Annotated in this window: 24 protein-coding genes, 1 tRNA gene and 1 pseudogene; 16 read left to right on the top strand and 10 right to left on the bottom strand. The window is 70.8% G+C overall.

The window, feature by feature from the left end; genetic code table 11:
- Both ABT085_RS19605 and ABT085_RS19600 read right to left on the bottom strand, forming a co-directional pair.
- A partial coding sequence (locus ABT085_RS19605) for an SUKH-4 family immunity protein (protein ID WP_502982756.1) occupies nt 1-1,117 on the bottom strand: 1,117 nt, incomplete at its 3' end.
- Nucleotides 1,118-1,125: 8 nt separating this feature from the next.
- On the bottom strand, nt 1,126-2,139 hold the full coding sequence (locus tag ABT085_RS19600) for an SMI1/KNR4 family protein (RefSeq protein WP_351609060.1): 1,014 nt from the start codon (nt 2,137-2,139) through the stop codon (nt 1,126-1,128).
- A gap of 298 nt (nt 2,140-2,437) precedes the next feature.
- Between ABT085_RS19600 and ABT085_RS19595 the strand changes: the two genes are divergently transcribed.
- The gene (locus tag ABT085_RS19595; protein ID WP_351609057.1) at nt 2,438-2,974 is read left to right on the top strand and encodes a YwqJ-related putative deaminase; all 537 of its coding nucleotides are present in this window, start codon (nt 2,438-2,440) and stop codon (nt 2,972-2,974) included.
- A 46-nt stretch (nt 2,975-3,020) separates the two neighbouring features.
- Nucleotides 3,021-3,515, top strand: a complete 495-nt coding sequence (locus ABT085_RS19590; protein WP_351609055.1) for an SUKH-3 domain-containing protein — start codon at nt 3,021-3,023, stop codon at nt 3,513-3,515.
- 39 nt (nt 3,516-3,554) lie between these two features.
- Here ABT085_RS19590 and ABT085_RS19585 read toward each other — a convergent pair whose 3' ends face one another.
- On the bottom strand, nt 3,555-4,991 hold the full coding sequence (locus tag ABT085_RS19585; RefSeq protein ID WP_351609052.1) for a sensor histidine kinase: 1,437 nt from the start codon (nt 4,989-4,991) through the stop codon (nt 3,555-3,557).
- 167 nt (nt 4,992-5,158) lie between these two features.
- Between ABT085_RS19585 and ABT085_RS19580 the strand changes: the two are divergent.
- The 7 genes and pseudogenes from ABT085_RS19580 to ABT085_RS19550 all read left to right on the top strand — a co-directional run bounded on the left by ABT085_RS19580 (nt 5,159) and on the right by ABT085_RS19550 (nt 10,834).
- A pseudogene (locus ABT085_RS19580) lies at nt 5,159-6,018 on the top strand (helix-turn-helix domain-containing protein).
- A gap of 15 nt (nt 6,019-6,033) precedes the next feature.
- Nucleotides 6,034-6,106: transfer RNA gene (locus tag ABT085_RS19575), tRNA-Gln, on the top strand.
- A 124-nt stretch (nt 6,107-6,230) separates the two neighbouring features.
- Nucleotides 6,231-7,679 (top strand): bifunctional UDP-N-acetylglucosamine diphosphorylase/glucosamine-1-phosphate N-acetyltransferase GlmU, encoded by a 1,449-nt coding sequence (glmU, locus tag ABT085_RS19570; RefSeq protein ID WP_351609049.1) that lies wholly within the window; start codon nt 6,231-6,233, stop codon nt 7,677-7,679.
- Nucleotides 7,680-7,813: 134 nt separating this feature from the next.
- Nucleotides 7,814-8,788, top strand: a complete 975-nt coding sequence (locus tag ABT085_RS19565; protein WP_162469282.1) for a ribose-phosphate diphosphokinase — start codon at nt 7,814-7,816, stop codon at nt 8,786-8,788.
- Between the two features lie 200 nt (nt 8,789-8,988).
- Nucleotides 8,989-9,585, top strand: a complete 597-nt coding sequence (locus ABT085_RS19560; protein WP_351609046.1) for a 50S ribosomal protein L25/general stress protein Ctc — start codon at nt 8,989-8,991, stop codon at nt 9,583-9,585.
- An 83-nt stretch (nt 9,586-9,668) separates the two neighbouring features.
- On the top strand, nt 9,669-10,271 hold the full coding sequence (gene pth, locus ABT085_RS19555; protein ID WP_351609043.1) for an aminoacyl-tRNA hydrolase: 603 nt from the start codon (nt 9,669-9,671) through the stop codon (nt 10,269-10,271).
- Nucleotides 10,272-10,333: 62 nt separating this feature from the next.
- The gene (locus ABT085_RS19550) at nt 10,334-10,834 is read left to right on the top strand and encodes a hypothetical protein (RefSeq protein ID WP_351609040.1); all 501 of its coding nucleotides are present in this window, start codon (nt 10,334-10,336) and stop codon (nt 10,832-10,834) included.
- Nucleotides 10,835-10,908: 74 nt separating this feature from the next.
- On the opposite strand, the gene ppc is transcribed toward ABT085_RS19550, so the two are convergent.
- Nucleotides 10,909-13,644, bottom strand: a complete 2,736-nt coding sequence (gene ppc, locus ABT085_RS19545; RefSeq protein ID WP_351609037.1) for a phosphoenolpyruvate carboxylase — start codon at nt 13,642-13,644, stop codon at nt 10,909-10,911.
- A gap of 300 nt (nt 13,645-13,944) precedes the next feature.
- Between ppc and ABT085_RS19540 the strand changes: the two genes are divergently transcribed.
- Both ABT085_RS19540 and ABT085_RS19535 read left to right on the top strand, forming a co-directional pair.
- Nucleotides 13,945-14,955, top strand: coding sequence for an acyl-CoA desaturase (locus tag ABT085_RS19540; RefSeq protein ID WP_351609034.1), 1,011 nt, complete (start codon nt 13,945-13,947; stop codon nt 14,953-14,955).
- Nucleotides 14,952-15,629 (top strand): TetR family transcriptional regulator, encoded by a 678-nt coding sequence (locus tag ABT085_RS19535; RefSeq protein WP_351609031.1) that lies wholly within the window; start codon nt 14,952-14,954, stop codon nt 15,627-15,629. The genes ABT085_RS19540 and ABT085_RS19535 overlap by 4 nt, the downstream gene beginning before the upstream one ends.
- A 34-nt stretch (nt 15,630-15,663) precedes the next feature.
- Here the strand turns inward: ABT085_RS19535 and ABT085_RS19530 are convergent, their stop codons facing one another.
- Together ABT085_RS19530 and ABT085_RS19525 are read right to left on the bottom strand one after the other, a co-directional pair.
- The gene (locus tag ABT085_RS19530) at nt 15,664-16,026 is read right to left on the bottom strand and encodes a VOC family protein (protein WP_351609028.1); all 363 of its coding nucleotides are present in this window, start codon (nt 16,024-16,026) and stop codon (nt 15,664-15,666) included.
- Nucleotides 16,027-16,031: 5 nt separating this feature from the next.
- Nucleotides 16,032-16,850, bottom strand: coding sequence for a trans-aconitate 2-methyltransferase (locus tag ABT085_RS19525; RefSeq protein WP_351609025.1), 819 nt, complete (start codon nt 16,848-16,850; stop codon nt 16,032-16,034).
- Between the two features lie 110 nt (nt 16,851-16,960).
- Here ABT085_RS19525 and tamR point away from each other — a divergent pair, with 110 nt between their 5' ends.
- Nucleotides 16,961-17,458, top strand: coding sequence for a MarR family transcriptional regulator TamR (gene tamR, locus ABT085_RS19520; RefSeq protein ID WP_351609022.1), 498 nt, complete (start codon nt 16,961-16,963; stop codon nt 17,456-17,458).
- A 157-nt stretch (nt 17,459-17,615) separates the two neighbouring features.
- On the opposite strand, the gene ABT085_RS19515 is transcribed toward tamR, so the two are convergent.
- Complete coding sequence (locus tag ABT085_RS19515) at nt 17,616-18,389, bottom strand: LuxR C-terminal-related transcriptional regulator (RefSeq protein WP_351609019.1); 774 nt, start codon at nt 18,387-18,389, stop codon at nt 17,616-17,618.
- 265 nt (nt 18,390-18,654) lie between these two features.
- Between ABT085_RS19515 and ABT085_RS19510 the strand changes: the two genes are divergently transcribed.
- The gene (locus tag ABT085_RS19510; RefSeq protein ID WP_351609016.1) at nt 18,655-19,122 is read left to right on the top strand and encodes a GNAT family N-acetyltransferase; all 468 of its coding nucleotides are present in this window, start codon (nt 18,655-18,657) and stop codon (nt 19,120-19,122) included.
- A 147-nt stretch (nt 19,123-19,269) separates the two neighbouring features.
- On the opposite strand, the gene galK is transcribed toward ABT085_RS19510, so the two are convergent.
- The 3 genes from galK to galT are packed head-to-tail and all read right to left on the bottom strand — an operon-like array spanning nt 19,270 to nt 22,465.
- The gene (gene galK / locus ABT085_RS19505) at nt 19,270-20,430 is read right to left on the bottom strand and encodes a galactokinase (protein WP_351609013.1); all 1,161 of its coding nucleotides are present in this window, start codon (nt 20,428-20,430) and stop codon (nt 19,270-19,272) included.
- The gene (gene galE, locus ABT085_RS19500; RefSeq protein ID WP_351609010.1) at nt 20,430-21,407 is read right to left on the bottom strand and encodes a UDP-glucose 4-epimerase GalE; all 978 of its coding nucleotides are present in this window, start codon (nt 21,405-21,407) and stop codon (nt 20,430-20,432) included. Before galE ends, galK begins: the two co-directional genes overlap by 1 nt.
- A complete protein-coding gene (gene galT, locus ABT085_RS19495) occupies nt 21,404-22,465 on the bottom strand; it encodes a galactose-1-phosphate uridylyltransferase (protein ID WP_351609007.1) in 1,062 nt (353 codons plus the stop codon). Before galT ends, galE begins: the two co-directional genes overlap by 4 nt.
- A gap of 121 nt (nt 22,466-22,586) precedes the next feature.
- Between galT and ABT085_RS19490 the strand changes: the two genes are divergently transcribed.
- Genes ABT085_RS19490 through argG form a run of 3 tightly spaced genes read left to right on the top strand, consistent with a single transcriptional unit; the run spans nt 22,587 to nt 26,123 of the window.
- Complete coding sequence (locus tag ABT085_RS19490) at nt 22,587-24,260, top strand: sodium:solute symporter family protein (protein WP_351609004.1); 1,674 nt, start codon at nt 22,587-22,589, stop codon at nt 24,258-24,260.
- A gap of 21 nt (nt 24,261-24,281) precedes the next feature.
- Nucleotides 24,282-24,623, top strand: coding sequence for a hypothetical protein (locus ABT085_RS19485; protein ID WP_351609001.1), 342 nt, complete (start codon nt 24,282-24,284; stop codon nt 24,621-24,623).
- Nucleotides 24,624-24,674: 51 nt separating this feature from the next.
- Complete coding sequence (argG, locus tag ABT085_RS19480; protein ID WP_351608998.1) at nt 24,675-26,123, top strand: argininosuccinate synthase; 1,449 nt, start codon at nt 24,675-24,677, stop codon at nt 26,121-26,123.
- Nucleotides 26,124-26,173: the final 50 nt, after the last annotated feature.

Below are 26,173 nucleotides of genomic sequence, written 5' to 3'. Positions count from 1 at the left end.
TGCTGGTCGCGGCGTCGGCGATGTCCCCGGCGTTCGGCGCAAGCGGCCGCGGCGGCGCACCCGGGCCGGCCGGCGCGGGCGCACCGGGCGCGGCGCCCGGCGGCACCGCCGGAGCACCCTGGGCGCCGGGCGTCTGCGGGTACCCGTACACCCCGGCACCGGGCGGCGTGGCCCCCGGCACCGGAGCCGGACCCGGCACACCCGGCACCGGCGTGCCCGGAGCCGGCGGCGGGCCCTGCGGGTACCCGTACGACACGGCACCGGGCGGCGGCGTCCCACCGGGCACCGGCGCCGGCCCGGCCGCAGCACCCGCACCCTGCGGATAGCCGTACGTCGCGGGCGCACCGGGCGCGGGCGAGGCGTCGAACACCGGCGTCACCGCCGTCGCCGGAAGCCGGCTGCCGCCCGAGATCAGCTCCGTCTTGGCGTCCTGCATCCCGTCGCCGCCGTCACCCACCGGCGGCGCGAACACCGTCGCGGGCAGCGGTACGGAACGGTCCTCCCCGAAGTCCGCATTGGTGTCCGTTCCCGCCCAGGGCGTCGCCCCCGCGGACCCGCCGGGCGCTCCCGCACCCTCCTCACCGCCGGCCACCGGCCACGACACCCCGGCACCCGACGCGGCACCCGCGCCCGACTGCGCCCCCGCCTGGGTCTGCGGCAGCGAACCCCCGCCCGCGGCACCCCCGCCGGCCGCGGCGGCACCCGACGCGGCCCGCGCCCCCTCGCCCCGCCGGTCCGGAATGCCGAGCTTGTCCGCCGCCTCCTGCAACCACTCCGGCGGACTCAGCAGGAACGACGTCTGATTCAGATCCACCCGCGCCGAAGGAGCCGGAGCCGCGTCCGCGACCCCCTCCTCGGCACGCCCGTACTCCTCCTCGTACCGGCGGATCACCTCACCCACCGGCAACCCCGGCCACAGCGTCGCGTCCCCGCTGTCCCGCGCGATCACCAGCCGCTGCGCGCCACCGTCCGAACGCGGCCCGTCCGCCCGGTCCTCGGCCCACACCACGAAGCCCAGCCCGAACTCCCGCACCCGCACCTCACGGTGCTGATACGCCGGCACATCGCCGTTGACCCACTCCTCGGCGCGCTCCTGCGCCTGCGCGTACGTCACCATCGCCGAAGTCACTCCCCCACCGAAGACGCAGAAGACGCGGAAGGCACCGAGGACACCGGCACCGCACGCGCGAAACCACCGTCCACCATCAGGTTCGCCACCGTCTCCAACTCCGGCGGACTGCCCGCCAGACGCGACAGGAACACATCGAAGTCCGCACCGCACGGCAGCAGCAACCGCTCCACCCGCTCCGCCGGCGGCCACCCCGGATCCACATCCCGCACATCGTCGTACGCGCAGAACCACACCGAACCGATCCGGTCGCCCTTCACCTTCACGGCCAGCAACCCGCCCTGGACGAAACCGACCCCCAGGTAATCCTTCGTCAGATGGTCACGCAGGCACTTGTTCACATACACCAGGTCATTGACCGCCGCCTCGTCCCGCACCGTGAAGAACGGCTGGTCGATCAACAGCCCCAACTCCGCGTCCAGCGCGGTACCCACCGGCGCACAACCGCCCGCCGCCTTCAGGAACGACCGGTACGCACCCGGCAACCGGTACCCCAGGTCCTCCTCGACCCCCTGCACCTGCTGCTCCGACACCGCCACACCCGACTTCGACAGACCGAAGTGAGCAGGCCGCGTCTCCTGCAACGGCCGCGTCCCCCGCTTGCCGTGGTCCACCGCCGTCGTCGCCACCCCACCGTGGTGCCGCAACAACGCCTTCACCTCGACCGGCACCAGCTCCAGCCGCCGCGAACCCACCACGTGATGCCACGTCCAGCCGTGCGGAGTCGCCACATCGGCCACCGTGTCCCACAGCTCGTGCCCCGCCGCGGCCGACGCCGCGTTCGCCGACACATAGTCCGTCAACCGCAGCTCGTCGACCCCGAAACCCTCCGGCGGCTCCGCGATCTCGGCCACCGCACGCGCGTACGGCGAGAAGTCGGGATAACCGCGCTCGTCGACCCGCACCCCCCTCGGGTGCCGAGCCGCCCGGACCGGATCCGGAAAGTGCACGACCTGCCCGGCATAGGCCGCGTTCGGCGGCGCGGCTTGCCCGAGCCGACCTGTCGTCATGACGGTTGCCCCCTGCGGCACTCTGTACGGGCCCGGCCCCCGGCACCCTTCCGGTCCCGGAACACCACGACCCGTAGCGGACTGTCTCCTACGTCTCCCACGCGCGTCGACCGCACGCAGCACGGTGGCGACAGCCTATGCGGTACGCCGACACCGGTCACCGGGCCTCCACTTCAGTGACCGGCCGTCACCCCGCCGTGACGACCCGCCAGGAACCGAGCGTGTCGCACCGCCCCAGTTACCGCAGCAGCCACGCGATTTGGCACCCTGGGTCCACCGGGGGGATGCTCGGGAGGGGATGACGATCATGAATGCCACACAGACAGGGCCGCACGCCGGACCCGACACCGCCATGTCCGGAGACCCCAGGGTCGACTGGAGCGCCAGCGAGACACCGCACGCCCCCGCCCTCCACCACCGCCGCGACGGCATACTCCCCACCATCGCCGCCGCCCTCTCCGTCCGCGGCGCCACCCTCACCGGCACCGCCGCCCGCGGCGACCAGCCCCCCGCCCTGCACCCCCTGGTCCAGGACTTCCTCGACAGCCTCGGCAGCGCCCAACGCGACCGCTCCACCGGACGCTGCGCCGAAGCACTCCTGATCTCCCGCCACATCGCCGCCGCCGACGCCGCCCGCACCAAACGCGCCGCCCGCAAACCGATGACCAACGGCGAAGCCCGCCGGATCCTCAAAGCGGCCAAACTCACCACCCGCCGCATCCGCGAGGACGGCGACCCCCTCCACGGCAGCTTCGCACCGCCCTGCCGCGCCTGCACCGCCCTCAGCGCCCACTTCGGCGTACGCATCGTCGACCCCGCGGCGACCGACGACTGACCCCCGCCCCCACACTCCACCCACGACGCCGACGAACGCAGGGCACATGCACGCCGACCACACCTCATCCACCCGCTTCTCCGTGACCGTCGACGCCACCCTGCGCGCCGCCGGCTGGCAACCCGGACGCTGGGACATCAAACAGGCCGAGATATGGGCCGACACCCTGCGCGAGCACACCTCACCCGCAGGACACCGCCACACCGTCTTCCCCGCCGCCGTCGAGGCCTGGGCCGAATTCGGCGGCCTGCGCATCGCGCCCCCCGGCGCCGGCCGCCAGGTCGCCCCCGCCGCACTCCACCTCGACCCCCTGCACGGCCTGCACATGGCCCGCACCCTCGGCGACCTCGGCCGCGCCCTCGGCACCGAGGTCTGCCCGCTCGGCACCGAGACCGACACCCAGGCCGTCCTCACCATCGACACCGAAGGCCGCGTCTACACCCTCGACCACACCGGCGACTGGTACCTCGGCCCCGACATCGACCACGCCCTCGCCCTCCTCGTCACCGGCATCGAACCGGCACGGCTCACCGCGGGCTGAACCACCGCACCCCGGGACCACGCCGACGGCACCGCGCAACTACACCGACGGCACCGCGGGACCGGACGCCACACCCGACGCCGGGGACGCCGACGACCCGGACGACCCCGAGCCCGACGCCGACGGCACGGACCGGCCCGAAGCACCCGGAGCACCCGCCCCGGCGGACGACGCCGACGGAATCACCGCCGACACCCGGAAACCCCCCGCATCCGTCGGCCCCGACACGAACACACCCCCGAGCGCCAGCACCCGCTCCCTCATCCCCACCAGCCCGTTGCCCCCCGACGGCAGCCCCGCCGCCGACCCCGCCGAACCCTCCGGCGGCGCCCCGTTCTCCACCTGCATCGCGATCTCCGACACCCGGTGCGCCAACCGCACATACGTCTTCGCACCCGCCGCGTGCTTGTGGACGTTCGTCAACGCCTCCTGCACCACCCGGTACGCCGTCTGCTCCACCTCCGGCGCATACGACCGCGACTCCCCCTCCACCGACAGATCCACGACCATCCCCGCGGCCGCCGACTGCCCCACCAACTCCTCCAGCTCCTCCAGACACGGCCCCTCGACCTCGTCGGCCGCCCGCGAAGCCGCCGCGGCCGCAGCCGCCCCCACCGCCGCCAACGGCACCGACGCCCCCTCCCGCCGCGCCACACCATCCCCGCTGCGCAGCACCCCGAGCATCTCCCGCAACTCGGTCAACGCCTGCCGCCCCATGTCCCCGACCAGAGCAGCGTTCCGCACCGCCTTCTCCGGATCCTTCCGGGCCACCGCCTGCAACGCCGCCGCATGCACCACCATCAGACTCACCCGGTGCGCGACCACGTCATGCATCTCCCGGGCGATCCGCGTCCGCTCCTCGTTACGCGCCCACTGCGCCCGCTCCTCGGCCCGCTCCGCCAACAGCTGAAGCTCCCGCTCCAGACTGTCCGCCCGCTCCCGCAGGCTCTCCATCAGCCGCCGCCGCGCCCCCACATACAGCCCCAGCAGCACAGGCGGCGCCGTCAGCCCCAGCGCCGTCGTGATCGAAGCGAACGGAATGAACCAGTCCCCCAGCGCGAAATCACCCCGCGCCATGTCCTGCCGCACCCGCACCAGCATCACGATCAGCATCCCCACCAGGGACATCCCCGCCAGCGACGCGATGATCCGCCGCGGCAGCTCGGACGCGGCCAGCGTGTAGAGCCCGACGATGCCCATCAGATAGCCCATCTGGGCCGGCGTGATCGCGATCGACACCAGCACGACAGCGATCGGCCACTTGCGCCGGATCAGCAGCGCCGAACCGGCCAGCAGCCCGAAACCCGCCCCCGCGGCCGCCGGGATCCCCGCGTCCCGACCGAACCGCACCCCCTCCAACGCACACTCCAGCGCGGACGCCACCGCGAGCGCCACGTCCAGCACGGCACTACGCCACCGCGCCCACCACCACGGCCCCGTGCGGGCCGCGGAGTGGTCTTCCCCCGTCGTGGTCATGCCTCCAGCCTACGGGCGGCGGGCCGGGCTTTTCCGGCTAGTTTCCGCGACCCGCCTACACCACACCGCGTAGTCGAATAGCTACAAAACTCTCCGCTATCACCCGAACTGCTCAACTACCGATCACCTGACCCCGGAATCACCCACTCCGCCCAGACGCTGTGCCCATGGCACATTCACTTGGCAAGTACGCGACTTCGAGGGTCTCCGGGAGCGGGCGGTGGCGCTGCGGCGCAAGGGTTACAGCCTCCGGCAGATCCGCGACGAGTTGAAGATCTTCAACAACGACATCCTCAATCAGCTGGTCCAGGGAGAGCCGCCACCCGAATGGACGAAGCGCCCGAACGCGAAGGACGACCTGCGGGCCAAAGCGCGGGAGCTTCGGCTCCAGGGCTGGACGTACGACCAGATCGAGGCAGAGCTGGGCTGCTCCAGGAGCTCGGTTTCGCTGTGGGTACGCGATCTCCCTCGCCCTGAACCCCGCTACACACCCAAGGAACAACGAGCTCTCATGAACGAGGGCCTGGCAAGGCGCCGCGCAGCCGATGACGAGGAGCGCGAGAAGACGCGGCTCGCGGCCCGCCAGGAGATCGGGGAGATGACAGATCGCGAACTCTTCATGGCGGGCGTCGCGCTGTACTGGGCCGAAGGGTCCAAGAGCAAGCCGTACGACCGGCGCGAGCGGCTCGTCTTCGTCAACAGCGACCCACGGGTCATCAAGGTCTACCTCGCATGGCTCAACCTCCTCGGTGTGGACCGAGAGCGTCTCGGCTTCCGCGTACTCATCCACGAATCCGCAGACATCGAGGCCGCGCATCGATACTGGGCAGACCTTGCCGATGTCACCCCCTCGGCGTTCGCCAAGCCGACGCTCAAGAGGCACAACCCAAAGACCGTCCGCAAGAACACCGGTGACGACTACCGCGGCTGCCTGGTCGTCGTAGTCGCCAGGAGCGCCCAGCTGTACAACCGAATCGAAGGCTGGTGGGCCGGAATCATGACCCAGGCCGAGGCTCGTCTCCGGTAAGGTCTGATGCAGCGATCCGCCGTAGTGTAATTGGCAGCACGACACCCTTTGGAGGTGTTCGGTCTAGGTTCGAGTCCTAGCGGCGGAGCCCTAGCACACAACAGCCGAGCACGGGCCCTGACAGCACTGTCAGGGCCCACTCCCATGTCCCCCATGAAACGCCCCGGTATCCTGCGGTTGTCCCCACCTCTCCACAGCCGAAGGACAACTCCGTGAGCGCCATCCGCCCGGCCGCCGTCGTCGTACTCGCAGCGGGTGAGGGCACCCGTATGAAATCGGCCACACCCAAGGTTTTGCACGACATCTGCGGTCGCAGCCTGGTGGGCCATGTGCTGGCCGCCGCCCGCGAGTTGGACCCCGAGAACCTCGTCGTCGTGGTCGGCCACGCCCGCGAGAAGGTCACCGCGCACCTCACCGAGATCGACCCCCAGGTCCGTACGGCCGTCCAGGAGCGGCAGAACGGCACCGGGCACGCCGTCCGGATGGCACTGGAGGAGCTGGGCGGCCCGGTGGACGGGACGGTCGTGGTGGTGTGCGGCGACACTCCGCTGCTGACCGGTGAGACCCTCGGCCGGCTCGCCGCGACGCACTCCGCGGACGGCAACGCGGTGACCGTGCTGACGGCCGAGGTGCCGGACGCGACGGGGTACGGCCGGATCGTGCGGGACGGCGCGTCGGGTGCCGTGACCGCGATCGTGGAACACAAGGACGCCAGCGACTCGCAGCGGGCGATCCGCGAGATCAACTCGGGTGTGTTCGCGTTCGACGGCCAGCTGCTCGCGGACGCGCTGGGCAAGGTGCGTACGGACAACAGCCAGGGCGAGGAGTACCTGACGGACGTCCTGGGGATCCTGCGCGAGGCGGGTCACCGGGTGGGTGCCTCGGTGGCGGTGGACCACCGCGAGATCGCGGGGATCAACAACCGGGTGCAGCTCTCCGAGGCGCGGCGGATCCTGAACGACCGGCTGCTGACCGCGGCGATGCTGGCCGGGGTCACGGTGGTCGACCCGGCGACGACGTGGGTGGATGTGACGGTGACGTTCGGGCAGGACGCGATCGTGCATCCGGGTACGCAGCTGCACGGTGCGACGCATCTGGGCGAGGGTGCGGAGGTCGGTCCCAACTGCCGGCTGAGGAACACCACGGTGGGTGCGGGGGCCCGGGTGGACAACACGGTGTCCGACGGGGCGGTCGTGGGTCCGCAGGCGAGCGTGGGGCCGTACGCGTACCTGCGTCCCGGTACGCGGCTGGGGCTGAAGTCGAAGGTCGGTACGTACGTGGAGACGAAGAACGCGTCGATCGGCGAGGGGACGAAGGTGCCGCACCTGTCCTATGTCGGGGACGCGACGATCGGCGAGTACTCGAACATCGGTGCGGCGAGTGTCTTCGTGAACTACGACGGCCAGGACAAGCACCACACGACGGTGGGGGCGCACTGCCGTACGGGTTCGGACAACATGTTTGTGGCGCCTGTCACCGTCGGGGACGGCTCCTACACGGCTGCCGGGTCCGTGATCACGAAGGATGTGCCGCCCGGCTCGCTGGCCGTGGCCCGCGGTCAGCAGCGGAATATCGAGGGCTGGGTGGCCCGTAAGCGTCCGGGGAGCGCGGCGGCGAAGGCCGCCGAGGCGGCTTCCCGGGAGCCCGGCGGCGAAGGCTGACCGGAAACGTGTGCGCCTGGGACGGCGTACGGTGATAAGTGCACACCCGCACCCCACCAGCTGAGACGGCCGTTCGTAGCCAGCTGCGCAGGCCTCTCGACACCCAGCTGAGACACCTCTGAGGAGACAGTGCTGTGACCGGGATCAAGACGACCGGCGAGAAGAAGATGATGTTCTTCTCCGGCCGCGCCCACCCCGAGCTTGCCGAGGAGGTCGCCCAGCAGTTGGGTGTCGGGGTCGTCCCGACGAAGGCCTTCGACTTCGCGAACGGCGAGATCTATGTGCGTTATCAGGAGTCGGCGCGTGGCGCGGACTGCTTCCTGATCCAGAGCCACACGGCTCCGATCAACAAGTGGATCATGGAGCAGCTGATCATGATCGACGCGCTGAAGCGTGCGTCGGCCCGCTCCATCACGGTGATCGTGCCGTTCTACGGTTACGCGCGGCAGGACAAGAAGCACCGTGGTCGTGAACCGATCTCGGCGCGTCTGGTCGCGGACCTGATGAAGACGGCGGGTGCGGACCGCATCCTCACCGTCGATCTGCACACGGACCAGATCCAGGGCTTCTTCGACGGTCCCGTCGACCACCTGTTCGCGCTGCCGCTGCTGGCGGACTACGTGGGCCAGAAGGTGGACCGTGACAAGCTCACGGTGGTCTCCCCGGACGCGGGCCGGGTGCGGGTGGCGGACCGCTGGTGCGACCGTCTGGGCGCGCCGCTGGCGATCGTGCACAAGCGGCGCGACAAGGACGTGGCGAACCAGGTGACCGTCCACGAGGTCGTGGGTGAGGTCAAGGGCCGGGTGTGCGTACTGGTCGACGACATGATCGACACGGGTGGCACGATCTGCGCCGCGGCGGACGCGCTGTTCGCGCACGGCGCGGAGGACGTCATCGTGACGGCGACGCACGGTGTGCTGTCGGGTCCGGCGGCCGACCGGCTGAAGAACTCGAAGGTGAGCGAGTTCGTGTTCACGAACACGCTGCCGACGCCGGGCGAGCTGGAGGTGGACAAGATCACGGTGCTGTCCATCGCGCCGACGATCGCGAACGCGGTGCGTGAGGTGTTCGAGGACGGTTCGGTGACGAGCCTCTTCGACGAGCAGTAGGAACCGCCCGCTCCGGCGCCGGAAGATCCTTTTGGGTACGGCCTTCCTCTCCGAGTAGACTGTCGAAGTTGCTCGGCGAGGGAGGCCGTTCTCCGTTTTTCACGGAGGATGCGGCTGTCCGTTATCGACGCGCTCTTCGTAGCAGGCCGTTCGTGGCCGGGTGACCACGTCCGTGCTTTCTGACACTACGAGGAGTGTTCATGTCCGAGGTCAAGATCTCCGCCGAGACCCGTACCGAGTTCGGCAAGGGTGCCGCCCGTCGTATCCGCCGTGCGAACAAGGTTCCCGGTGTGCTGTACGGCCACGGTTCGGACCCGATCCACCTGACGCTGCCGGGTCACGACCTGCTGCTGGCGCTGCGTACGTCGAACGTCCTGATCTCCCTGGACATCGACGGCAAGACCAACGAGCTGGCGATCCCGAAGGCCGTCCAGCGTGAGGCGGTCAAGGGTTACCTCGAGCACGTCGACCTTCAGCTCGTCAAGCGTGGCGAGAAGGTCACGGTCGAGATCCCCGTGCACGCCGAGGGCGAGCTGGCGGCGGGTGGCAACCTGCTGGAGCACGTGCTGAACGCGCTTCCGGTCGAGGCCGAGGCCACGCACATCCCCGAGGCCGTCACGGTGTCGGTGGAGGGCCTGGAGGCCGGTGCCTCGGTGCTCGCCAAGGACATCACCCTGCCGTCCGGTGTGACGCTGACCGTCGACGGCGACACCGTCGTGCTCCAGGTGCTGGCCGCGCAGGCGGAGGAGGCGCCCGAGGGTGCCGAGGGTGAGGGCGAAGAGGCCGCCGAGGCCTGATTCTCGCCGTCGTAGTTGTCTCGTCAGCCGCTGTTCCCTTCAGGTCTGGATGGGGGCAGCGGCTGGCGCGTATCCGAGGAGACATGCACGTGACGACCGATGCCAATGCCCCCTGGCTGATCGTGGGGCTGGGCAACCCCGGGCCGGAGTACGCGATGAACCGGCACAACGTGGGGTTCATGGTGGCCGATCTGCTGGCCGGGCGGATCGGGGGCAAGTTCAAGCGGGCGGGCAAGGCGCAGGCACAGGTCGTCGAGGGGCGGATCGGTCCGCCGGGACCGGCGAACCGGCGGGTGATCCTGGCGAAGCCGATGTCGTTCATGAATCTGTCGGGTGGTCCGGTGAACGCGCTGCGGGACTTCTACAAGGTTCCGCTCGCTCATGTGGTGGCGGTCCATGACGAGCTGGACATCGACTACGGGGTGCTGCGGCTGAAGCTGGGTGGCGGCGACAACGGGCACAACGGTCTGAAGTCGATGACGAAGGCGATGGGGGCGGACTATCACCGGGTGCGGTTCGGGATCGGGCGGCCGCCGGGGCGGATGCAGGTCGCGGACTTCGTGCTGAAGGACTTCGCGTCGGCGGAGCGCAAGGAGCTGGACTACTTCGTGGACCGGGCGGCGGACGCGGTGGAGTGTCTGGTGATCGAGGGGCTGGAGCGGGCGCAGGGGACGTACAACTCCTGAGCCGTGGGCCGGCGACCGGCCGACATTGACTTTCCGCCAGGTGATGGCCAAGGATCACCGCCATGCCTGCTGCAGCCCGTACCGCGACCGGTCGTCAGGGTGCCCGCACCGCACTGCGGTTCGGGCAGTTCGCGGCCATGGGGGCGGTCGCCGTGGTGATCCTGATCGCCGGGGTGTGGGCCTCCTGGGGGACGGCCCAGCACGTGATGCTGACGAAGGGCCGGGAGAGCGGCACGGTCCTGGTGACCGGCTGCGGCGGGGAAACCTGCACGGGGCCGTACACGCCGTTGACGGCCGGTTCGCGGGCCCGTGCGTCGGTCGTGATCGAGGAGTCGGTGGCGGTGCGCAAGGGGCGGACCTACACGGTCGTGATGAAGCCGGACAGCGACGAGGTGGTCCGCTCGGGTCCGGCCGGGGTGCTGTACGCCTGGGTGCCGCTGGGCGGGGCGCTGCTGCTCGCCTCGGTGGTGGTCGCGGGCGGGCTGCGCCGCACCCGGGTGGCATGGGCGATGGCGGGCGCGGGGGCGCTGCTGCTGACGTCGGCGTTCGTCGCGGTGCAGTAGGAGGTCGTACGGACGCACGAGTGCCCCCGGCCCAAGCGGGCTCGGGGGCACTCGTGTGTGCGTTGCGGGGCGGGTCAGCCGGTGTTGCGCAGGCCCGCCGCCACGCCGTTGACGGTCAGCAGCAGGGCCCGGGACAGCAGCGGGTCGGGCTCCTCGCCGGCCGCGGCGGCGTCGCGCTGCCGCTTGAGCAGGGTGACCTGGAGGTAGGAGATCGGGTCGAGGTAGGCGTCGCGGATGGTGAAGGTCTGCTTCAGGACGGGGGTGGCGTCGAGCAGTTCCGCCTCGCCCGTGATGCGCAGGACCTCGCGGACGGTGAGTTCGTGCTCGGCCTTGATGGTGTCGAAGACGTGCTTGAGCTCGTCCGGGACGAGGGTGTCGACGTAGTGCCGGGCGATGCGCAGGTCGGTCTTGGCGAGGGTCATCTCGACGTTGGAGACGAAGTTGCGGAAGAAGTGCCACTGGTCGTGCATCTCGTCGAGCACGGTGTCGAGGCCGGCTTCGCGCAGGGCCTTGAGGCCGGAGCCGACGCCGAACCAGCCGGGGACGATCTGGCGGGACTGGGTCCAGCCGAAGACCCACGGGATGGCGCGCAGTCCGTCGAGCGAGACGCCCGAGCCGGGGCGGCGGGAGGGCCGCGAGCCCAGGTGCAGGTCGGCGAGCTGGTCGACCGGGGTGGAGGCGAGGAAGTACGTCGGCAGGTCGGGGTCCTCGACGAGCCGGCGGTAGGCGGCGTGGGCGGCGTCGGAGACGACGTCCATCGCGGCGTCCCAGCGGGCGAGGGCCTCGTCGGACTGGCGGGGGGCGGTGTGCAGGGCGGAGGCCTGGAGGGTGGCGGCGACGGTCAGTTCCAGGTTCTCCCGGGCCAGGGAGGGGATCAGGTACTTGTCGGAGATGACCTCGCCCTGCTCGGTCACCTTGATCTCGCCCTCCAGGGTGCCCCAGGGCTGGGCGAGGATCGCGTCGTGCGAGGGGCCGCCGCCGCGGCCGACGGTGCCGCCGCGGCCGTGGAAGAGGCGCAGGCGGACGCCGTAGCGGTGGGCGACGTCACGCAGCCGGCGCTGGGCGCGGTGGATCTCCCACTGGCTGGTGGTGATGCCGCCGAACTTGGAGGAGTCGGAGTAGCCGAGCATGACCTCCTGGACGTCTCCGCGCAGCGCGACCAGGCGCCGGTAGGAGGGGTCGGAGAGCATCTCCTCCAGGATGGTGTCGGCGGCCTTGAGTTCGTCGGTGGTCTCCAGCAGGGGCACGATGCCGATGTGGGCCCAGCCGCCGTGCAGGTCGATCAGGCCGGCCTCGCGGGCCAGGACGGCGGCGGCGAAGACGTCGTCGGCGCCCTGGCACATGGAGATGATGTACGACTCGATGACCTCGGGTCCGAAGACCTCCAGGGCGCGCTTGACGGTCTGGAACACGCCGAGGGTCTTGGCTCCGGCCTCGTCGACGGGTGCCGGGGTGGGGCCGAGCGGCCGGCGTGAGCGCAGCTCCTTGGCCAGCAGCTTCGTACGGTATTCGCGGGGCATGTCGGCGTAGCGCCAGGACTCCTCGCCGAGCCGGTCGAAGAGCTGGCCGAGGGCGTGGTGGTGGGCGTCGGCGTGTTCGCGGACGTCCATGGTGGCGAGCTGGAGGCCGAAGGCGGCCAGGGTCCTGATGGTGCGGTCCATGCGGCCGTCGGCGAAGAGGCCGCCGCGGTGTTCGCGGAGGGAGGTCTGGATCAGCGTCAGGTCGTGCAGCAGCTCGGAGGTGCCGAGGTAGTCGTGGCCGGGGTCGTGGGGGGTGCCGGTGGCCAGGCGCTGCTTGGTGTTCTCCAGCTTCTGCCGGATGCAGGTGGCCTTGAGCCGGTAGGGCTCCTCGGCGTTGAGGCGCTTGTAGCGGGGGCTGATCTCGGGCAGCCGGTCGAGGTCGGTGCGCAGGGAGTCGAGGAGTTCCTCGGTGGCGCCGGCGTAGCGGATGGAGTTCGACAGGAAGCCGCGCAGCTCGTCGATCATCTCCAGGGCGTCGTTGATGCCGTGTTCGTGCTGGAGGATCAGGACGTCCCAGGTGACCTGGGGGGTGACGTTGGGGTTGCCGTCGCGGTCGCCGCCGATCCAGGTGCCGAAGGTGAGGGGGCGGGTGTCGTCGGGGAGCTTGACGCCGACGCGCTCCAGTTCCGCGGTGAGGTCCTCCAGGACGTCGCCGACGGCGTTGGCGTGCAGTTCGTCGAGGTAGTAGATGGCGTTGCGGGCCTCGTCGGCGGGTTCGGGGCGCACGACGCGCAGTTCGTCGGTCTGCCAGACGAGGTCGATGTTCTCGGCCAGCCGGGTGTCGTAGCGGCGGCGGTCGGCCTCGATGACGGGGCTCTCCAGGAGCGCGGCGATGCGCCGGAGCTTGTTGAGTACCGACCGGCGTGCGGCTTCGGTCGGGTGTGCCGTGAACACCGGGCGAACGTTGAGGTTCTTGACGGTCTCGCGCAGGTGATCGGGGTCGGCGTCCTTGAGCCGGTCGGCCGTGCGGGCGAGGAGGCCGCCCTCGGCGGCACGGCGGGCGCGCAGTTCGCGGCCGCGGTGCACCTGTTCGGTGACGTTGGCCAGGTGGAAGTAGGTGGAGAAGGCGCGGACCAGCTTGGCCGCGGTGTCCAGTTCGATGCCACGCAGCAGTTCGGCGGCGGCGTCGCCGTCCTCGCGGGTGAGGCGGCGGACCTTCTCGACCAGTTCGAGGAGTTCGGGGCCTTCCTGCCGGACGAGGGTCTCGCCGAGGAGGTCACCGAGGCGGCGGATGTCGGCGCGCAGTTCACTGCCGGTCGTCGTCGTGGTCTGGTCGTCGGCACTGCTCACAGGTGCGGCTCCTTGCAGTGTTGAAGCTCGTCTGGGAGGGGAACCCGGAAGAACGCCTCTCGCGCGGCGGCTGCCGCATACGGGTCGGGCATCCGGGAATGATTCAGAGCGGACCGCGCTGTCCGACCGACTCCAAGGATAGGTGTCCATGCGGACGCGCAGGCTGTCGGGCTCTTGCCGTCGGGGGGCGCGCTGCCATACTTACGACGCCGTAGGTTACGGAAGCGTAGGAAAGGCCACTCGGTTCCCCGGACCCGTACGCCGCCCCCCTCTCCTCCTTCGATCCCACAGGGGACGCCCATGACCACCCATCCCGACGTGATCAATGACGCCCCGAAGGCGCCCGGCGGCAAGCCGATGCCCTCGGCCACGCTGGGCGGTGAGCGGAAGGGTTCGATCGAGCAGATCACCCTGCTGCTGTTCATCGCCGTGCCGTTCCTCGCGTTGCTCGCCGCGGTTCCGCTGGTGTGGGGCTGGGGGGTGAGCTGGCTGGACATCGGTCTGCTGGTGTTCTTCTACTATCTCGGCTGCCACGGCATCACGATCGGTTTCCACCGTCACTTCACGCACGGTTCCTTCAAGGCCAAGCGGCCGCTGAAGATCGCTCTGGCGGTCGCGGGGTCGATGGCGGTGGAGGGTCCGCTGGTCCGCTGGGTCGCGGACCACCGCAAGCACCACAGGTTCTCGGACGCCGAGGGCGACCCGCACTCGCCGTGGCGGTACGGGGAGACGGTTCCGGCGCTGCTCAAGGGCCTGTGGTGGGCGCACATCGGCTGGATGTTCGACGAGGAGCAGACCTCGCAGGAGAAGTACGCGCCGGATCTGATCGCCGACCGGACGCTGCGGGCGATCTCCCGGCAGTTCATTCTGTGGACGCTGTTGTCGCTGGCGCTGCCGGCGGTGATCGGCGGGCTGGTGACGATGTCCTGGTGGGGCGCGTTCACCGGTTTCTTCTGGGGTTCCCTGGTCCGGGTGGCGCTGCTGCACCATGTCACGTGGTCGATCAACTCGATCTGTCACGCGGTCGGCAAGCGGCCGTTCAGGTCGCGGGACCGCTCGGGCAACGTGTGGTGGCTGGCGGTGCTGTCCTGCGGCGAGTCCTGGCACAACCTGCACCACGCCGATCCGACCTCGGCGCGGCACGGGGTGGAGCGCGGGCAGCTGGACTCCTCCGCGCGGCTGATCCGCTGGTTCGAGCTGCTGGGGTGGGCGTCGGACGTGCGCTGGCCGTCACGCTCGCGTATCGATTCGCGCCGGAAGACGGAGGAGGACGGTTCCCGGCAGGAGAGGTCGACCGCCGACGCGGCATGATTGACGCCGTGGCGACCGATCCCAGCAGCACCCCCAGCAATGAGAAGCCCCGGCGTGCTCGTCGCACCCGTATGACCGGTGCCGAGCGCCGCCAGCAGCTGCTGGAGATCGGTCGCACGCTGTTCGCGGCGAAAGGTTTCGAGGGCACCTCGGTGGAGGAGATCGCCGCCAGGGCGGGGGTGTCCAAGCCGGTGGTGTACGAGCACTTCGGCGGCAAGGAGGGCCTGTACGCGGTCGTCGTGGACCGGGAGATGCGGCGGCTGCTGGACATGGTGACCGGTTCGCTCACCGCGGGGCATCCCCGTGAGCTGTGCGAGCAGGCGGCCTTCGCGCTGCTGGACTACATCGAGGAGTACACGGACGGTTTCCGCATCCTGGTCCGTGACTCGCCCATTCCGCAGTCGACGGGGTCCTTCGCCTCGCTGATCTCGGACATCGCCACCCAGGTGGAGGACATCCTGGGCCGTGAGTTCAAGAACCGCGGCTTCGATCCGAAGCTGGCGCCGCTGTACGCCCAGGCGCTGGTCGGGATGGTCGCCCTGACCGGTCAGTGGTGGCTGGACGTACGGCGTCCGCGCAAGGCGGAGGTGGCGGCGCATCTGGTGAACCTGGCGTGGCACGGCCTGGACGGGCTGGAGGCCAAGCCGCGGCTGATAGGGCATCGCAAGAGCTGAGCGGTGCGGCGCGTCACCCGGTCGGCGCGCCGCCTCACCCGGTCGGCTCAAGGAACTCCAGCCGGTTGCCGACCGGGTCCTCGGAGTAGAAGCGCCGGTGGCCCGGCAGATCCCCGTCCCAGACGACTTTCGCGCCGTGGGACGCCAGCCGGGCCGCGTACGCGTCGATGCCGGTGACCCGCAGCCCGGGGTGGGCCTTGCGGGCGGGACGGAAGGCGGCCTCGATACCGAAGTGCAGCCGGACGGTGCCGGCCTGGAACCAGCAGCCGCCGCGCGCGGCGAGCACGGGCGGCTTGGGGATCTCGGTCATGCCGAGGACGCCGACGTAGTACGGGCGCAGCAGGTCCTCGGCGCCGGGCGGCGCGGCGAGCTGGATGTGGTCGAGGGCGGTGAGCACGGTTCTCAGGCCTCCTTGCGGGCGACCGCGAAGACGCGGCGGAACGGGAACAGGGTGCCGTGGGCGCCGGCCGGGTAGGCCTCGCGCAGGGCGGTGCGGTAGGCGGTGAGGAATTCCTCGCGGGCGGCCGGGTCGTCGTCGAGGGCGGTCAGGACCGGCCGCAGCCCGGTGCCCTTCACCCAGTCGAGGACGGGGTCCCCGCCGGTGAGCAGCTGGACGTACGTGGTCTCCCAGGCGTCGGTCGCACAGCCCAGGTCGGTCAGGTGTTCGAAGTAGGCCTCGGGGGTGTGGACGGCGTCGTCGTGGCGCAGGACGTCGGCGAGGCGGTCCCGCCAGCGGGCCGAGCCGGCCAGCTCGCGCATCAGCCGGTGGCTGGGGGCGTCGAAGTTGCCGGGGACCTGGAAGGCGAGGGTGCCGCCGGGCGCGAGGGCGGCGATCCAGTCGCCGAACCGGTCGAGGTGCCCGGGCACCCACTGGAGCGTGGCGTTGCTGATGATCAGGTCGTACGTCCGCGGGGGCGTCCAGGTGCGTACGTCGGCGGGGGCGAAGTCGAGGCGGCCGCCGCCCGGGGTGGGGCCCGCGTGATCCGCCCGGGCCCGGTCGAGCATCTCCGGCGAGTTGTCGTATCCGGTGATGTGCGCGGTGGGCCAGCGTCCGGCGAGCAGGGCCGTGACGTTGCCGGGTCCGCAGCCGAGGTCGGCGACGCCGGGCGGGTCGCCGGGCAGGTCCGGCACGCGGGCGAGGAGGTCGGCGAAGGGGCGGGCACGGTGGTCCGCGTGCCGCAGGTACTGGGCGGGGTCCCAGGCGGGGGTGGTGGTGGGCATGGTCGGCCTCCTCGGACGGGCACCGGGTGCGCGGTCGATCTCCAGCCTGCCTCCAGAGATATCTTGACGTCAAGAGACTTCACGTCGACACAACCACTACACTGATCGTCATGGAGGACGAGGTCGATCGGCTGGTCGCAGCGTGGCGCCGGGAGCGCCCGGACCTCGACGTGGAGCCGCTGGAGGTACTCAGCCGGGTGAGCAGGCTGGCCCGGCATCTCGATCGCGCGCGCCGGCTCGCCTTCTCCGAGCACAGCCTGGAGCCCTGGGAGTTCGACGTGCTGACCGCGCTGCGGCGCGCGGGGGCCCCGTATCAGCTCTCGCCGGGGCAGTTGCTCACCCAGACGCTGGTCACCTCGGGCACGATGACCAACCGTATCGACCGGCTGACGAAGAAGGGCCTGGTGGAGCGGCTGCCGGACCCCAGCGACCGGCGCGGTGTGCTGGTGCGGCTGACGGAGGAGGGCCAGGACCGAGCGGACCAGGCCCTGGCCGGGCTCCTCGCCCAGGAGCGGGCGATCCTCTCCGAGCTCTCCCGCGCCCAGCGCGGTGAACTGGCCGCGCTGCTGCGCCGGCTGACCGCCCCGTTCGACAACATCCCCGGCTGAGCCGCCCGGACGCGACCCGCCTCCGGACGGCGCGGCGGGCGCCTCCCGTCAACCCGGGCATGGCACAGGCGTGTTCGGCCGGCCGGAGCGCGGGGCCCGGTCGGCCGTCCGCCGCGGGCCGCCCGGGTGCACCGATCAGGAACACCGGTCGGGCGGGTCAGGCGGTGTGGGTCTCCTGCGGTCTGATCCGGCCGGCGGGCTCCAGGTCGACCGGTCCGACGCCGGCCCGGCGCGCGAGCGCGACGGCGGCGAGGGTGGAGTGCACGCCGAGCTTCCCGAGGACGTTCTGCATATGGGTGCGCACGGTGTGCGGGGAGAGGAACAGCCGCTCGGCGACGGCCTTGCGGCCCAGGCCCGCGACCATGCAGCGCAGCACCTCGCGTTCGCGCGGCGTGAGGGACTCCACCAGCCGTTCGCTCTCGGTGCGGTGCTTGCGGGCGGCGGTCAGCTCCCGCAGGACCCCGGTGAGCAGGGCGGGCGGCAGATGCGTCTCGTCCCGCAGCACCCCCCGGATCACGGTCAGCAGCCGCGACAGCGAGCAGTCCTTGGCGACCCAGCCGGAGGCCCCGGCCTGGAGGGCGAGCGCGGCCCGCCGCGGGTCGTCCTTCTCGGCGAGGACGACCGTACGCACCTGGGGCTGCCCCGAGCGGACTCCGGCGACGAGCGATATCCCGTCGACCAGCCCGTCCTCGCCCACTTCCTGCACGGGCACCGCCGACCGTACGCCCGGCACGCTGCCGCCCAGGTCGGCGTCCACGAGCAGCACGTCGTACCTGCGCCCCTCGGCGGCCGCGCGCTCCAGGCTGCGCAGTGCCGCCGGGCCGCTGCCGGCCGCGGAGACGTCGACGTCCGGCTCCGCCGCCAGTGCCGCGGCGAGCGACTCGGCGAAGATCCGGTGATCGTCGACGACCAGGACTCGGATACGAACCACGAAACCCCCTTCCCCAGGCTCCCGAAGAGCAGGGGCCAACCCCACCACCGTCAATTGGGACGCGGACCCGCGCGGGTACGACGCCCGGCATCGGCGCGACCGCACAGCCGCCGCCGTGCAGGAACTGCTACCCCCGATGCGGGCGTCGTACCCGACTTGGTCTCGCCCCCTGAACAGCACCGGCCCCCACCGGTGCTGTTCATCAGAGTACGACTGGGGGCCCGCAGAGGAAGCTCATTTGCAGAACTGATTGGCCGGGGCGTTTATGGTGTGCCGCATGTTTCGTATCGAGGCAGAAGTCGACAAAGTGCGGCGTGATCTCCTCCGTACGCGTCTGCGGGACACGAACACGGCGAACTCCCCCGCGTTGCGCGCCCTGCGCGGCACGCCGGGCGAACGTGAACTCCCGCTGCACGTCTGGGCGTCGGACGAGGCGGGTGAGCTGGCCGGCGGCCTGGTCGGGCACACCTGGACGACCTGGCTGCACGTCACCTACCTGTGGGTCGACGAGCGCCACCGGGGTGCGGGGCTGGGCTCGCGGCTGCTGGCGCGGGCGGAGCGCATCGCACGCGAGAAGAGGGACTGCCGGGGGGCCCGGGTGGAGACCTGGGACTTCCAGGCGCCCGGCTTCTACCGCGCGCACGGGTACGAAGTGGTGTGCGTGATCCCCGACTACCCGCCGGGGATCACGGAGTACACGCTGACGAAGCGGCTCGGCCGTCCCGGCGGCTGATCGCCGGCGGGACACCGGCGGCCGGTCCGGGGGATCGGCTCCCCCGGACCCGGCCGCGGCGTCGGCCGCGGAACGCGGACCGGGTGTCAGGACCCGGGCCGCGCCCGGCCGTCGGGACCGCGGGCCCGGCCGGGCGGACCGGCGGGTTCAGTCCAGCCGTCCGGCCCCCGCCGAGGGCACCGCCTCGAACACCCGCGGCGCGGTGAAACCGGCCGCGGCGAAGGCTGCCTCGACCGCCTTGGTGATCGCCTCCACGTCGGCCTCCTCGGCCAGCACGATCGCCGAGCCGCCGAAGCCGCCGCCGGTCATCCGGGCGCCCAGCGCGCCCGCGCCGAGCACCGTGTCGACGACCAGGTCCAGCTCCGGGCAGGAGACCCGGAAGTCGTCGCGCAGCGAGGCGTGGCCCTCGGTGAGGACCGGGCCGATGGCCCGGGTGTCGCCGGCCCGCAGCAGGTCCACGACCCGCTCCACGCGCGCGTCCTCGGTGACGACATGGCGCACCAGGCGGCGCACCTCCTCCTCGTCGCCGAGCCGCTCCAGGGCCGCGTCGAGGCCGGCGTGGTCGATGTCGCGCAGGGCGTGGACGCCGAGGAGGTCGGCGCCCTGCTCGCAGCCGGCCCGGCGCCTGCCGTACTCGCCGCCGCTGTGGGCGTGCTTGACCTGGGTGTCCACGACCAGCAGCCGCATTCCCTCGGCGGCCAGGTCGAAGGGGATCTGCCGCTGGGACAGGTCGCGGGTGTCCAGGAACAGGGCGTGGCCCGCCTCGCAGCAGGCCGACGCGGTCTGGTCCATGATGCCGGTGGGGGCACCGACGTAGACGTTCTCGGCGCGCTGGCACAGACGGGCCAGCTGCCAGCGCTTGAGGCCGAGGTCGTACAGGTCGTTCAGGGCGAGCGCGACGACGACCTCCAGGGCCGCCGACGACGACAGGCCCGCGCCCGAGGGGACCGTGGACGACAGGTGGATGTCGGCGCCGGTGACCGGGTGTCCGGCCTCGCGCAGCGCCCAGACCACCCCGGCCGGGTACGCCGTCCAGTTCTTGTCGCTCTCGGGCGCGAGGTCGTCCAGGGAGAGTTCGGCGACGCCGCCCTCGACGTCCGCCGAATGCAGCCGCAGCCGGCCGTCGGTGCGCCGTGACACCGCCGCGACCGCGGTGTGCGGCAGCGCGAACGGCATGACGAAGCCGTCGTTGTAGTCGGTGTGCTCGCCGATGAGGTTGACCCGGCCCGGTGCGGACCAGACGCCCTCCGGCTCGGCTCCGTACAGCGCGGCGAATCCCTGTCGGACCCGGACCTGTGGTTCCCCCACTAGTGCTCCCTCGCGGTGCTTGCGGTGTGCTGCGTGAACTCCCAGGCGTCCGCGACGATTCCGGCGAGGTCGGCCCGGGAGGGGTTCCAGCCCAGTTTCTCGCGGGCGGTGGCGGCGGAGGCGACCAGGACCGCGGGGTCGCCGGCCCGGCGCGGGGCGACGACCTCGGGGATCGGGTGGCCGGTGACCTTGCGGACGGTCTCGATGACCTCGCGGACGGAGAAGCCGTTGCCGTTGCCGAGGTTGCAGATCAGGTGCTCGCCGGGCCGGGCGGCGGCGACGGCGAGCAGATGGGCCTCGGCGAGGTCGGCGACGTGGATGTAGTCGCGGACACAGGTGCCGTCCGGGGTGGGGTAGTCGTCGCCGAAGACGGAGATGGCGTCGCGGCGGCCCTGGGCGACCTGGAGGACGAGGGGGATCAGGTGGGACTCGGGGTCGTGGCGCTCGCCCTGCGCGCCGTAGGCGCCGGCCACGTTGAAGTAGCGCAGGGAGACCGCGCCGAGGCCGTGGGCGGCCGCCTCGCCGGTGATCATGTGGTCGACGGCGAGCTTCGAGGCGCCGTAGGGGGAGGTGGGGGCGGTCGGGTCGGTCTCGGTGATCGGGGTGCTGACCGGCTCGCCGTAGGTGGCGGCGGTGGAGGAGAACACCAGCTTGCGCACGCCCGCGTCGCGCATCGCGCCGAGCAGCGCCATGGTGCCGCCGACGTTGTTGTCCCAGTACTTCTCCGGCTTCACCACCGACTCGCCGACCTGGGAGAAGGCGGCGAAGTGCAGGACCGCGTCGTAGGAGGAGTCCAGCCACTTGGCGGCGTCGCGGATGTCGCCCTCGACGAACGCGGCGCCGGCCGGGACGCCCTCGCGGAAGCCGGTCGAGAGGTTGTCGAGGACGGTGACCTCGTGGCCGGCCTCCAGCAGGTGCTGGGCGACCACACTGCCGACATATCCCGCGCCACCCGTGACCAGGTACTTACCGCTCATGAACTCGCTACCTCTCGCAGTCGCTCGGCCGCGCGCTCCGGCGGCACGTCGTTGATGAACACGTTCATGCCGGACTCGGAACCCGCGAGAAACTTCAGCTTGCCGGAAGTGCGGCGGATGGTGAAAAGCTCGAGGTGGAGCGCGAAATCGTCGCGGCTGACCCCGTCGAACTCCGCCAGCGCACCGAACGGCGCCTGGTGCCAGGCTGCGATGTAGGGCGTGGGCGGTTCACCTTCCCCGAAGATCCGGTCGAAGCGCCTCAAGACTTCCAGATAGACCTGGGGGAATTCTGTGCGTGCGGCCTCGCCGAGCGCGAGCAGATCCGGGACGCGGTGCCTGGGATACAGGTGGACCTCGTAGGGCCAGTGCGCGGCGTACGGCACGAAGGCCACCCAGTGTTCACCCTCAAGGACGACACGCCCGCCGGCGAGTTCCCGTTCCAGTACGGCGTCGAAGAGGTTCTCGCCGCCCGACGCCTCCTTGTGTGCCGCCAGTCGGCGCAGCATCAGGGCGGTACGGGGGGTGACGAAGGGGTACGCGTAGATCTGTCCGTGCGGGTGACCGAGGGTCACCCCGATCTCGGCTCCCCGGTTCTCGAAGCAGAAGACCTGTTCCACGGAGGGCAGATGCGACAGCTCGGACGTCCGGTCGGTCCACGCGTCCAGCACCAGGCGCGCCTGTTCCTCGTCGAGGTCGGCGAAGGAGGAGTGGTGGTCGGAGGTGAAGCAGACGACCTCGCAGCGGCCGGAGTCGCCCGCCAGCGAGGGGAACCGGTTCTCGAAGACGACCACGTCGTAGGACGAGTCCGGGATCTCGCTGAGCCGGTCGCCCCGGGAGGGGCAGAGCGGGCACTCGTCGGCCGGGGGGTGGTAGGTGCGGCCCTGGCGGTGCGAGGCGACGGCGACGGCGTCGCCGAGCAGGGGATCCGCGCGCACCTGTGAGGTGGTGACCGTGGGTTCCAGCGGGCGCCGGTCCACCGCGTCGCGCACCGCGTCGTCGCGCAGGTCGTAGTAGATCAGCTCACGACCGTCGGCCAGTCGGGTCGAGGTCTTCTTCACCGCGGCACTCCATCCGTACACCTGGCGATGCTTCAAACAGAACCGAACACATCGAACCATAAAACCCCATGCAGGTCACCCTCATAACCAAACAAAGAACACCAGGCAAGGTGAGCTCTGGATGCAAACCCCCACATATCTGGCAGAGCAACTGCGGCTGCCCACCAACGCACTCGACTACACGCTCATGGCGATCTACTTCGCCGTCGTCCTGGGCATCGGATTCGCGGCCCGCCGTTCGGTGCGCACCAGCCTCGACTTCTTCCTCTCCGGAAGATCGCTGCCCGCCTGGATCACCGGTCTGGCCTTCGTCTCGGCCAACCTCGCGGCCACCGAGATCCTGGGCATGGCCGCCAACAGCGCCCAGTACGGCGCGTACACCGTGCACTGGTACTGGATCGGCGCCATCCCGGCCATGGTGTTCCTGGGCCTGGTGATGATGCCGTTCTACTACGGCTCCAAGGTCCGCTCGGTCCCCGAGTTCCTGCTGCTGCGCTTCGACCGCTGGGCGCATCTGCTCAGTTCGGCGCTGTTCGCCTTCGCCGCCGTCCTGATCGCCGGGGTCAACCTCTACGCCCTCGCGATCGTCGTCGAGGCCCTGCTCGGCTGGCCGCAGTGGCTGGCCATCGTGGTGGCCGGCTTCTTCGTCCTCGCGTACATCACCCTGGGCGGCCTGTCCTCGGCGATCTACAACGAGGTCCTCCAGTTCTTCGTGATCCTGGCGGCGCTGATCCCGCTGACGGTGCTCGGCCTGAAGAAGGCCGGCGGCTGGGGCGGACTGACGGACTCCCTGACGGCGGGCCACGGCCACCACTTCGTCACCGCGTGGGGCGGCACCGGCATCGGCAGCGCCAACCCGCTCGGCGCCAACTGGCTGACCATCGTGCTCGGCCTGGGCTTCGTGCTGTCCTTCGGCTACTGGACGACGAACTTCGCCGAGGTGCAGCGCGCACTGTCCGCGAAGAACCTCTCCGCGGCCCGGCGCACCCCGCTGATCGCCGCGTACCCGAAGATCTTCATCGTCTTCCTGGTGATGATCCCCGGCCTGGTGGCGGCGGCCCTGGTCCCGGGGATCGGCACCTCCGGCTCGGACCTCCAGTACAACGACGCCATCCCCTACCTGATGCAGGAGCTGCTGCCCAACGGCGTGCTCGGCATCGCGGTGACCGGCCTGCTCGCCGCCTTCATGGCGGGCATGGCGGCCAACGTGTCGTCCTTCAACACGGTGTTCACCAACGACATCTGGGCGCGGTACGTGGTCGAGGGCCGCGAGGACGCGTACTACGTGCGCTTCGGACGGGTCGTCACCGTGCTCGGCGTGCTGGTGTCGATCGGCACGGCCTTCCTGGCCTCGTCGTTCTCGAACATCATGAGCTACCTCCAGACGCTGTTCTCCTTCTTCAACGTGCCGATGTTCGTGGTCTTCATCGTGGGCATGTTCTGGAAGCGGGCGTCGGCGAAGTCGGGCTTCTGGGGGCTGCTCGCGGGCACCGTGACCGCGATGGTCAACTACTTCGTCCTCTACAAGCGGGACATCGTCCCCCTCCCCACCGACCAGGGCGCCAACTTCGTCTCCGCCATCGCGGGCTTCGTCGCGGGCGCGGTCGTCATGGTGATCGTGTCGCTGTTCACCGCCCCGAAGCCGGAGCTCCAGGGTCTCGTCCACGGCACCACGTCCCCCGGAATGTCCGAGGCGCCGGCCGCCGGGGACGACGCCTGGTACCGCAGGCCGGCCCTGCTGGGCTGGGGCGCGCTGGTCCTGGCCGCCGCCTGCTACATCCCCTTCTCGTTCTGATCCCGGGAGGACCGAGGAACCATGTCCGAGCACCACGGCCGCCCCGACCGGCCCGAACACCACGACTACTCCGAGCAGGACGTCCAGCGCGAGGTCACCGAACTGGAGGGCAGGTCCGCCACCGCCGCGCGGATCTTCGACCTGCGCCGGGTCATCGGCGGACTGTTCGTCGTCTACGGCGTCATCGTGACGATCGCCGGGATCTCGCCGTCCGAGGCCTCCCTCGCCAAGTCCGAGGGCGTCGACATCAACCTGTGGACCGGCCTCGGCATGCTGGCGCTGGGCGTGTTCTTCCTGGTCTGGCTGAGACTCCGCCCGACGGCTCCGCCCCAGGAGCCCGAGCGGGAACAGCCGCCCGAGTAGACCTCCCGCGCACGGGTTGCATAATCATGCGGATCGTTGAATACTCTTCCTATGTCCAAGGTTCTCACCTCCCTGCCCACCGGCGAGCGCGTCGGCATCGCTTTCTCGGGCGGCCTCGACACCTCGGTCGCGGTCGCATGGATGCGCGACAAGGGCGCCGTCCCGTGCACCTACACCGCCGACATCGGCCAGTACGACGAGCCCGACATCGCCTCGGTGCCCGGCCGCGCGAAGACCTACGGCGCCGAGATCGCGCGCCTGGTCGACTGCCGGGCGGCGCTGGTCGAGGAGGGCCTGGCCGCGCTCGCCTGCGGCGCGTTCCACATCCGCTCGGGCGGCCGCGCCTACTTCAACACCACCCCGCTCGGCCGTGCCGTCACCGGCACGCTGCTGGTGCGGGCGATGCTGGAGGACGACGTCCAGATCTGGGGCGACGGCTCGACGTTCAAGGGCAACGACATCGAGCGGTTCTACCGCTACGGCCTGCTCGCCAACCCGCATCTGCGCATCTACAAGCCGTGGCTCGACGCCGACTTCGTCTCCGAGCTGGGCGGCCGCAAGGAGATGTCGGAGTGGCTGGTGGCCCACGGGCTGCCGTACCGCGACAGCACCGAGAAGGCGTACTCGACCGACGCCAACATCTGGGGCGCCACCCACGAGGCCAAGACGCTGGAGCACCTCGACACCGGCGTGGAGACCGTCGAGCCGATCATGGGCGTGCGGTTCTGGGACCCCGAGGTCGAGATCGCCCCGGAGGACGTGACGATCGGCTTCGACCAGGGCCGCCCGGTGAGCATCAACGGCAAGGAGTTCGCCTCCCCGGTCGACCTGGTGATGGAGGCCAACGCCGTCGGCGGCCGCCACGGCCTGGGCATGTCGGACCAGATCGAGAACCGGATCATCGAGGCGAAGAGCCGCGGCATCTACGAGGCGCCGGGCATGGCGCTGCTGCACGCCGCCTACGAGCGTCTCGTCAACGCGATCCACAACGAGGACACCCTCGCCCACTACCACAACGAGGGCCGGCGGCTGGGCCGGCTGATGTACGAGGGCCGCTGGCTGGACCCGCAGGCGCTGATGGTGCGCGAGTCGATCCAGCGCTGGGTCGGCTCGGCGGTCACCGGCGAGGTGACCCTGCGGCTGCGGCGCGGCGAGGACTACTCGCTCCTCGACACCACCGGCCCCGCGTTCAGCTACCACCCGGACAAGCTGTCGATGGAGCGCACCGAGGACTCGGCGTTCGGCCCGGTGGACCGGATCGGCCAGCTCACCATGCGCAACCTCGACATCGCCGATTCCCGCGCCCGGCTGGAGCAGTACGCCGGCCTCGGCATCGTCGGCACGACCCACCCCGAGCTGATCGGCGTCGCCCCGGCGGCGGCGACCGGCCTGATCGAGACCATGCCGGAGGGCGGCGCCGAGGCCATCGCCTCCCGCGGCGAGGCGTCCGACGACGAGCAGCTGCTGGACCGGGCCGCGATGGAGTTCGGCACCGACTGAGCGCGCCGCGCCGTCGGCGGGCGCGTACGTCCGCGAGGGTCCGTCCGGGT

This window comes from Streptomyces sp. NPDC002265 (genome assembly GCF_040296125.1).
In the GTDB taxonomy this organism is placed as follows: Bacteria; Actinomycetota; Actinomycetes; order Streptomycetales; family Streptomycetaceae; genus Streptomyces.
The sequence above is the reverse complement of the archived record's forward strand: the minus strand, read 5'-3'. Positions and strand labels throughout refer to the sequence as shown.

Excerpts from the sequence above, each read along its gene's own strand:
- ABT085_RS19490 (WP_351609004.1), top strand. The coding sequence starts at position 22,587 with ATGCAAACCCCCACATATCTGGCAGAGCAACTGCGGCTGCCCACCAAC.
- argG (WP_351608998.1), top strand. The coding sequence starts at position 24,675 with ATGTCCAAGGTTCTCACCTCCCTGCCCACCGGCGAGCGCGTCGGCATC.
- ABT085_RS19595 (WP_351609057.1), top strand. The coding sequence starts at position 2,438 with ATGACGATCATGAATGCCACACAGACAGGGCCGCACGCCGGACCCGAC.
- pth (WP_351609043.1), top strand. The coding sequence starts at position 9,669 with ATGCACGTGACGACCGATGCCAATGCCCCCTGGCTGATCGTGGGGCTG.
- ABT085_RS19585 (WP_351609052.1), bottom strand. The coding sequence starts at position 4,991 with ATGACCACGACGGGGGAAGACCACTCCGCGGCCCGCACGGGGCCGTGG.
- ABT085_RS19485 (WP_351609001.1), top strand. The coding sequence starts at position 24,282 with ATGTCCGAGCACCACGGCCGCCCCGACCGGCCCGAACACCACGACTAC.
- ABT085_RS19540 (WP_351609034.1), top strand. The coding sequence starts at position 13,945 with ATGACCACCCATCCCGACGTGATCAATGACGCCCCGAAGGCGCCCGGC.
- ABT085_RS19510 (WP_351609016.1), top strand. The coding sequence starts at position 18,655 with ATGGTGTGCCGCATGTTTCGTATCGAGGCAGAAGTCGACAAAGTGCGG.
- ABT085_RS19525 (WP_351609025.1), bottom strand. The coding sequence starts at position 16,850 with ATGCCCACCACCACCCCCGCCTGGGACCCCGCCCAGTACCTGCGGCAC.
- ABT085_RS19550 (WP_351609040.1), top strand. The coding sequence starts at position 10,334 with ATGCCTGCTGCAGCCCGTACCGCGACCGGTCGTCAGGGTGCCCGCACC.
- galE (WP_351609010.1), bottom strand. The coding sequence starts at position 21,407 with ATGAGCGGTAAGTACCTGGTCACGGGTGGCGCGGGATATGTCGGCAGT.
- tamR (WP_351609022.1), top strand. The coding sequence starts at position 16,961 with ATGGAGGACGAGGTCGATCGGCTGGTCGCAGCGTGGCGCCGGGAGCGC.
- ABT085_RS19590 (WP_351609055.1), top strand. The coding sequence starts at position 3,021 with ATGCACGCCGACCACACCTCATCCACCCGCTTCTCCGTGACCGTCGAC.
- ABT085_RS19535 (WP_351609031.1), top strand. The coding sequence starts at position 14,952 with ATGATTGACGCCGTGGCGACCGATCCCAGCAGCACCCCCAGCAATGAG.
- ABT085_RS19560 (WP_351609046.1), top strand. The coding sequence starts at position 8,989 with ATGTCCGAGGTCAAGATCTCCGCCGAGACCCGTACCGAGTTCGGCAAG.
- ABT085_RS19600 (WP_351609060.1), bottom strand. The coding sequence starts at position 2,139 with ATGACGACAGGTCGGCTCGGGCAAGCCGCGCCGCCGAACGCGGCCTAT.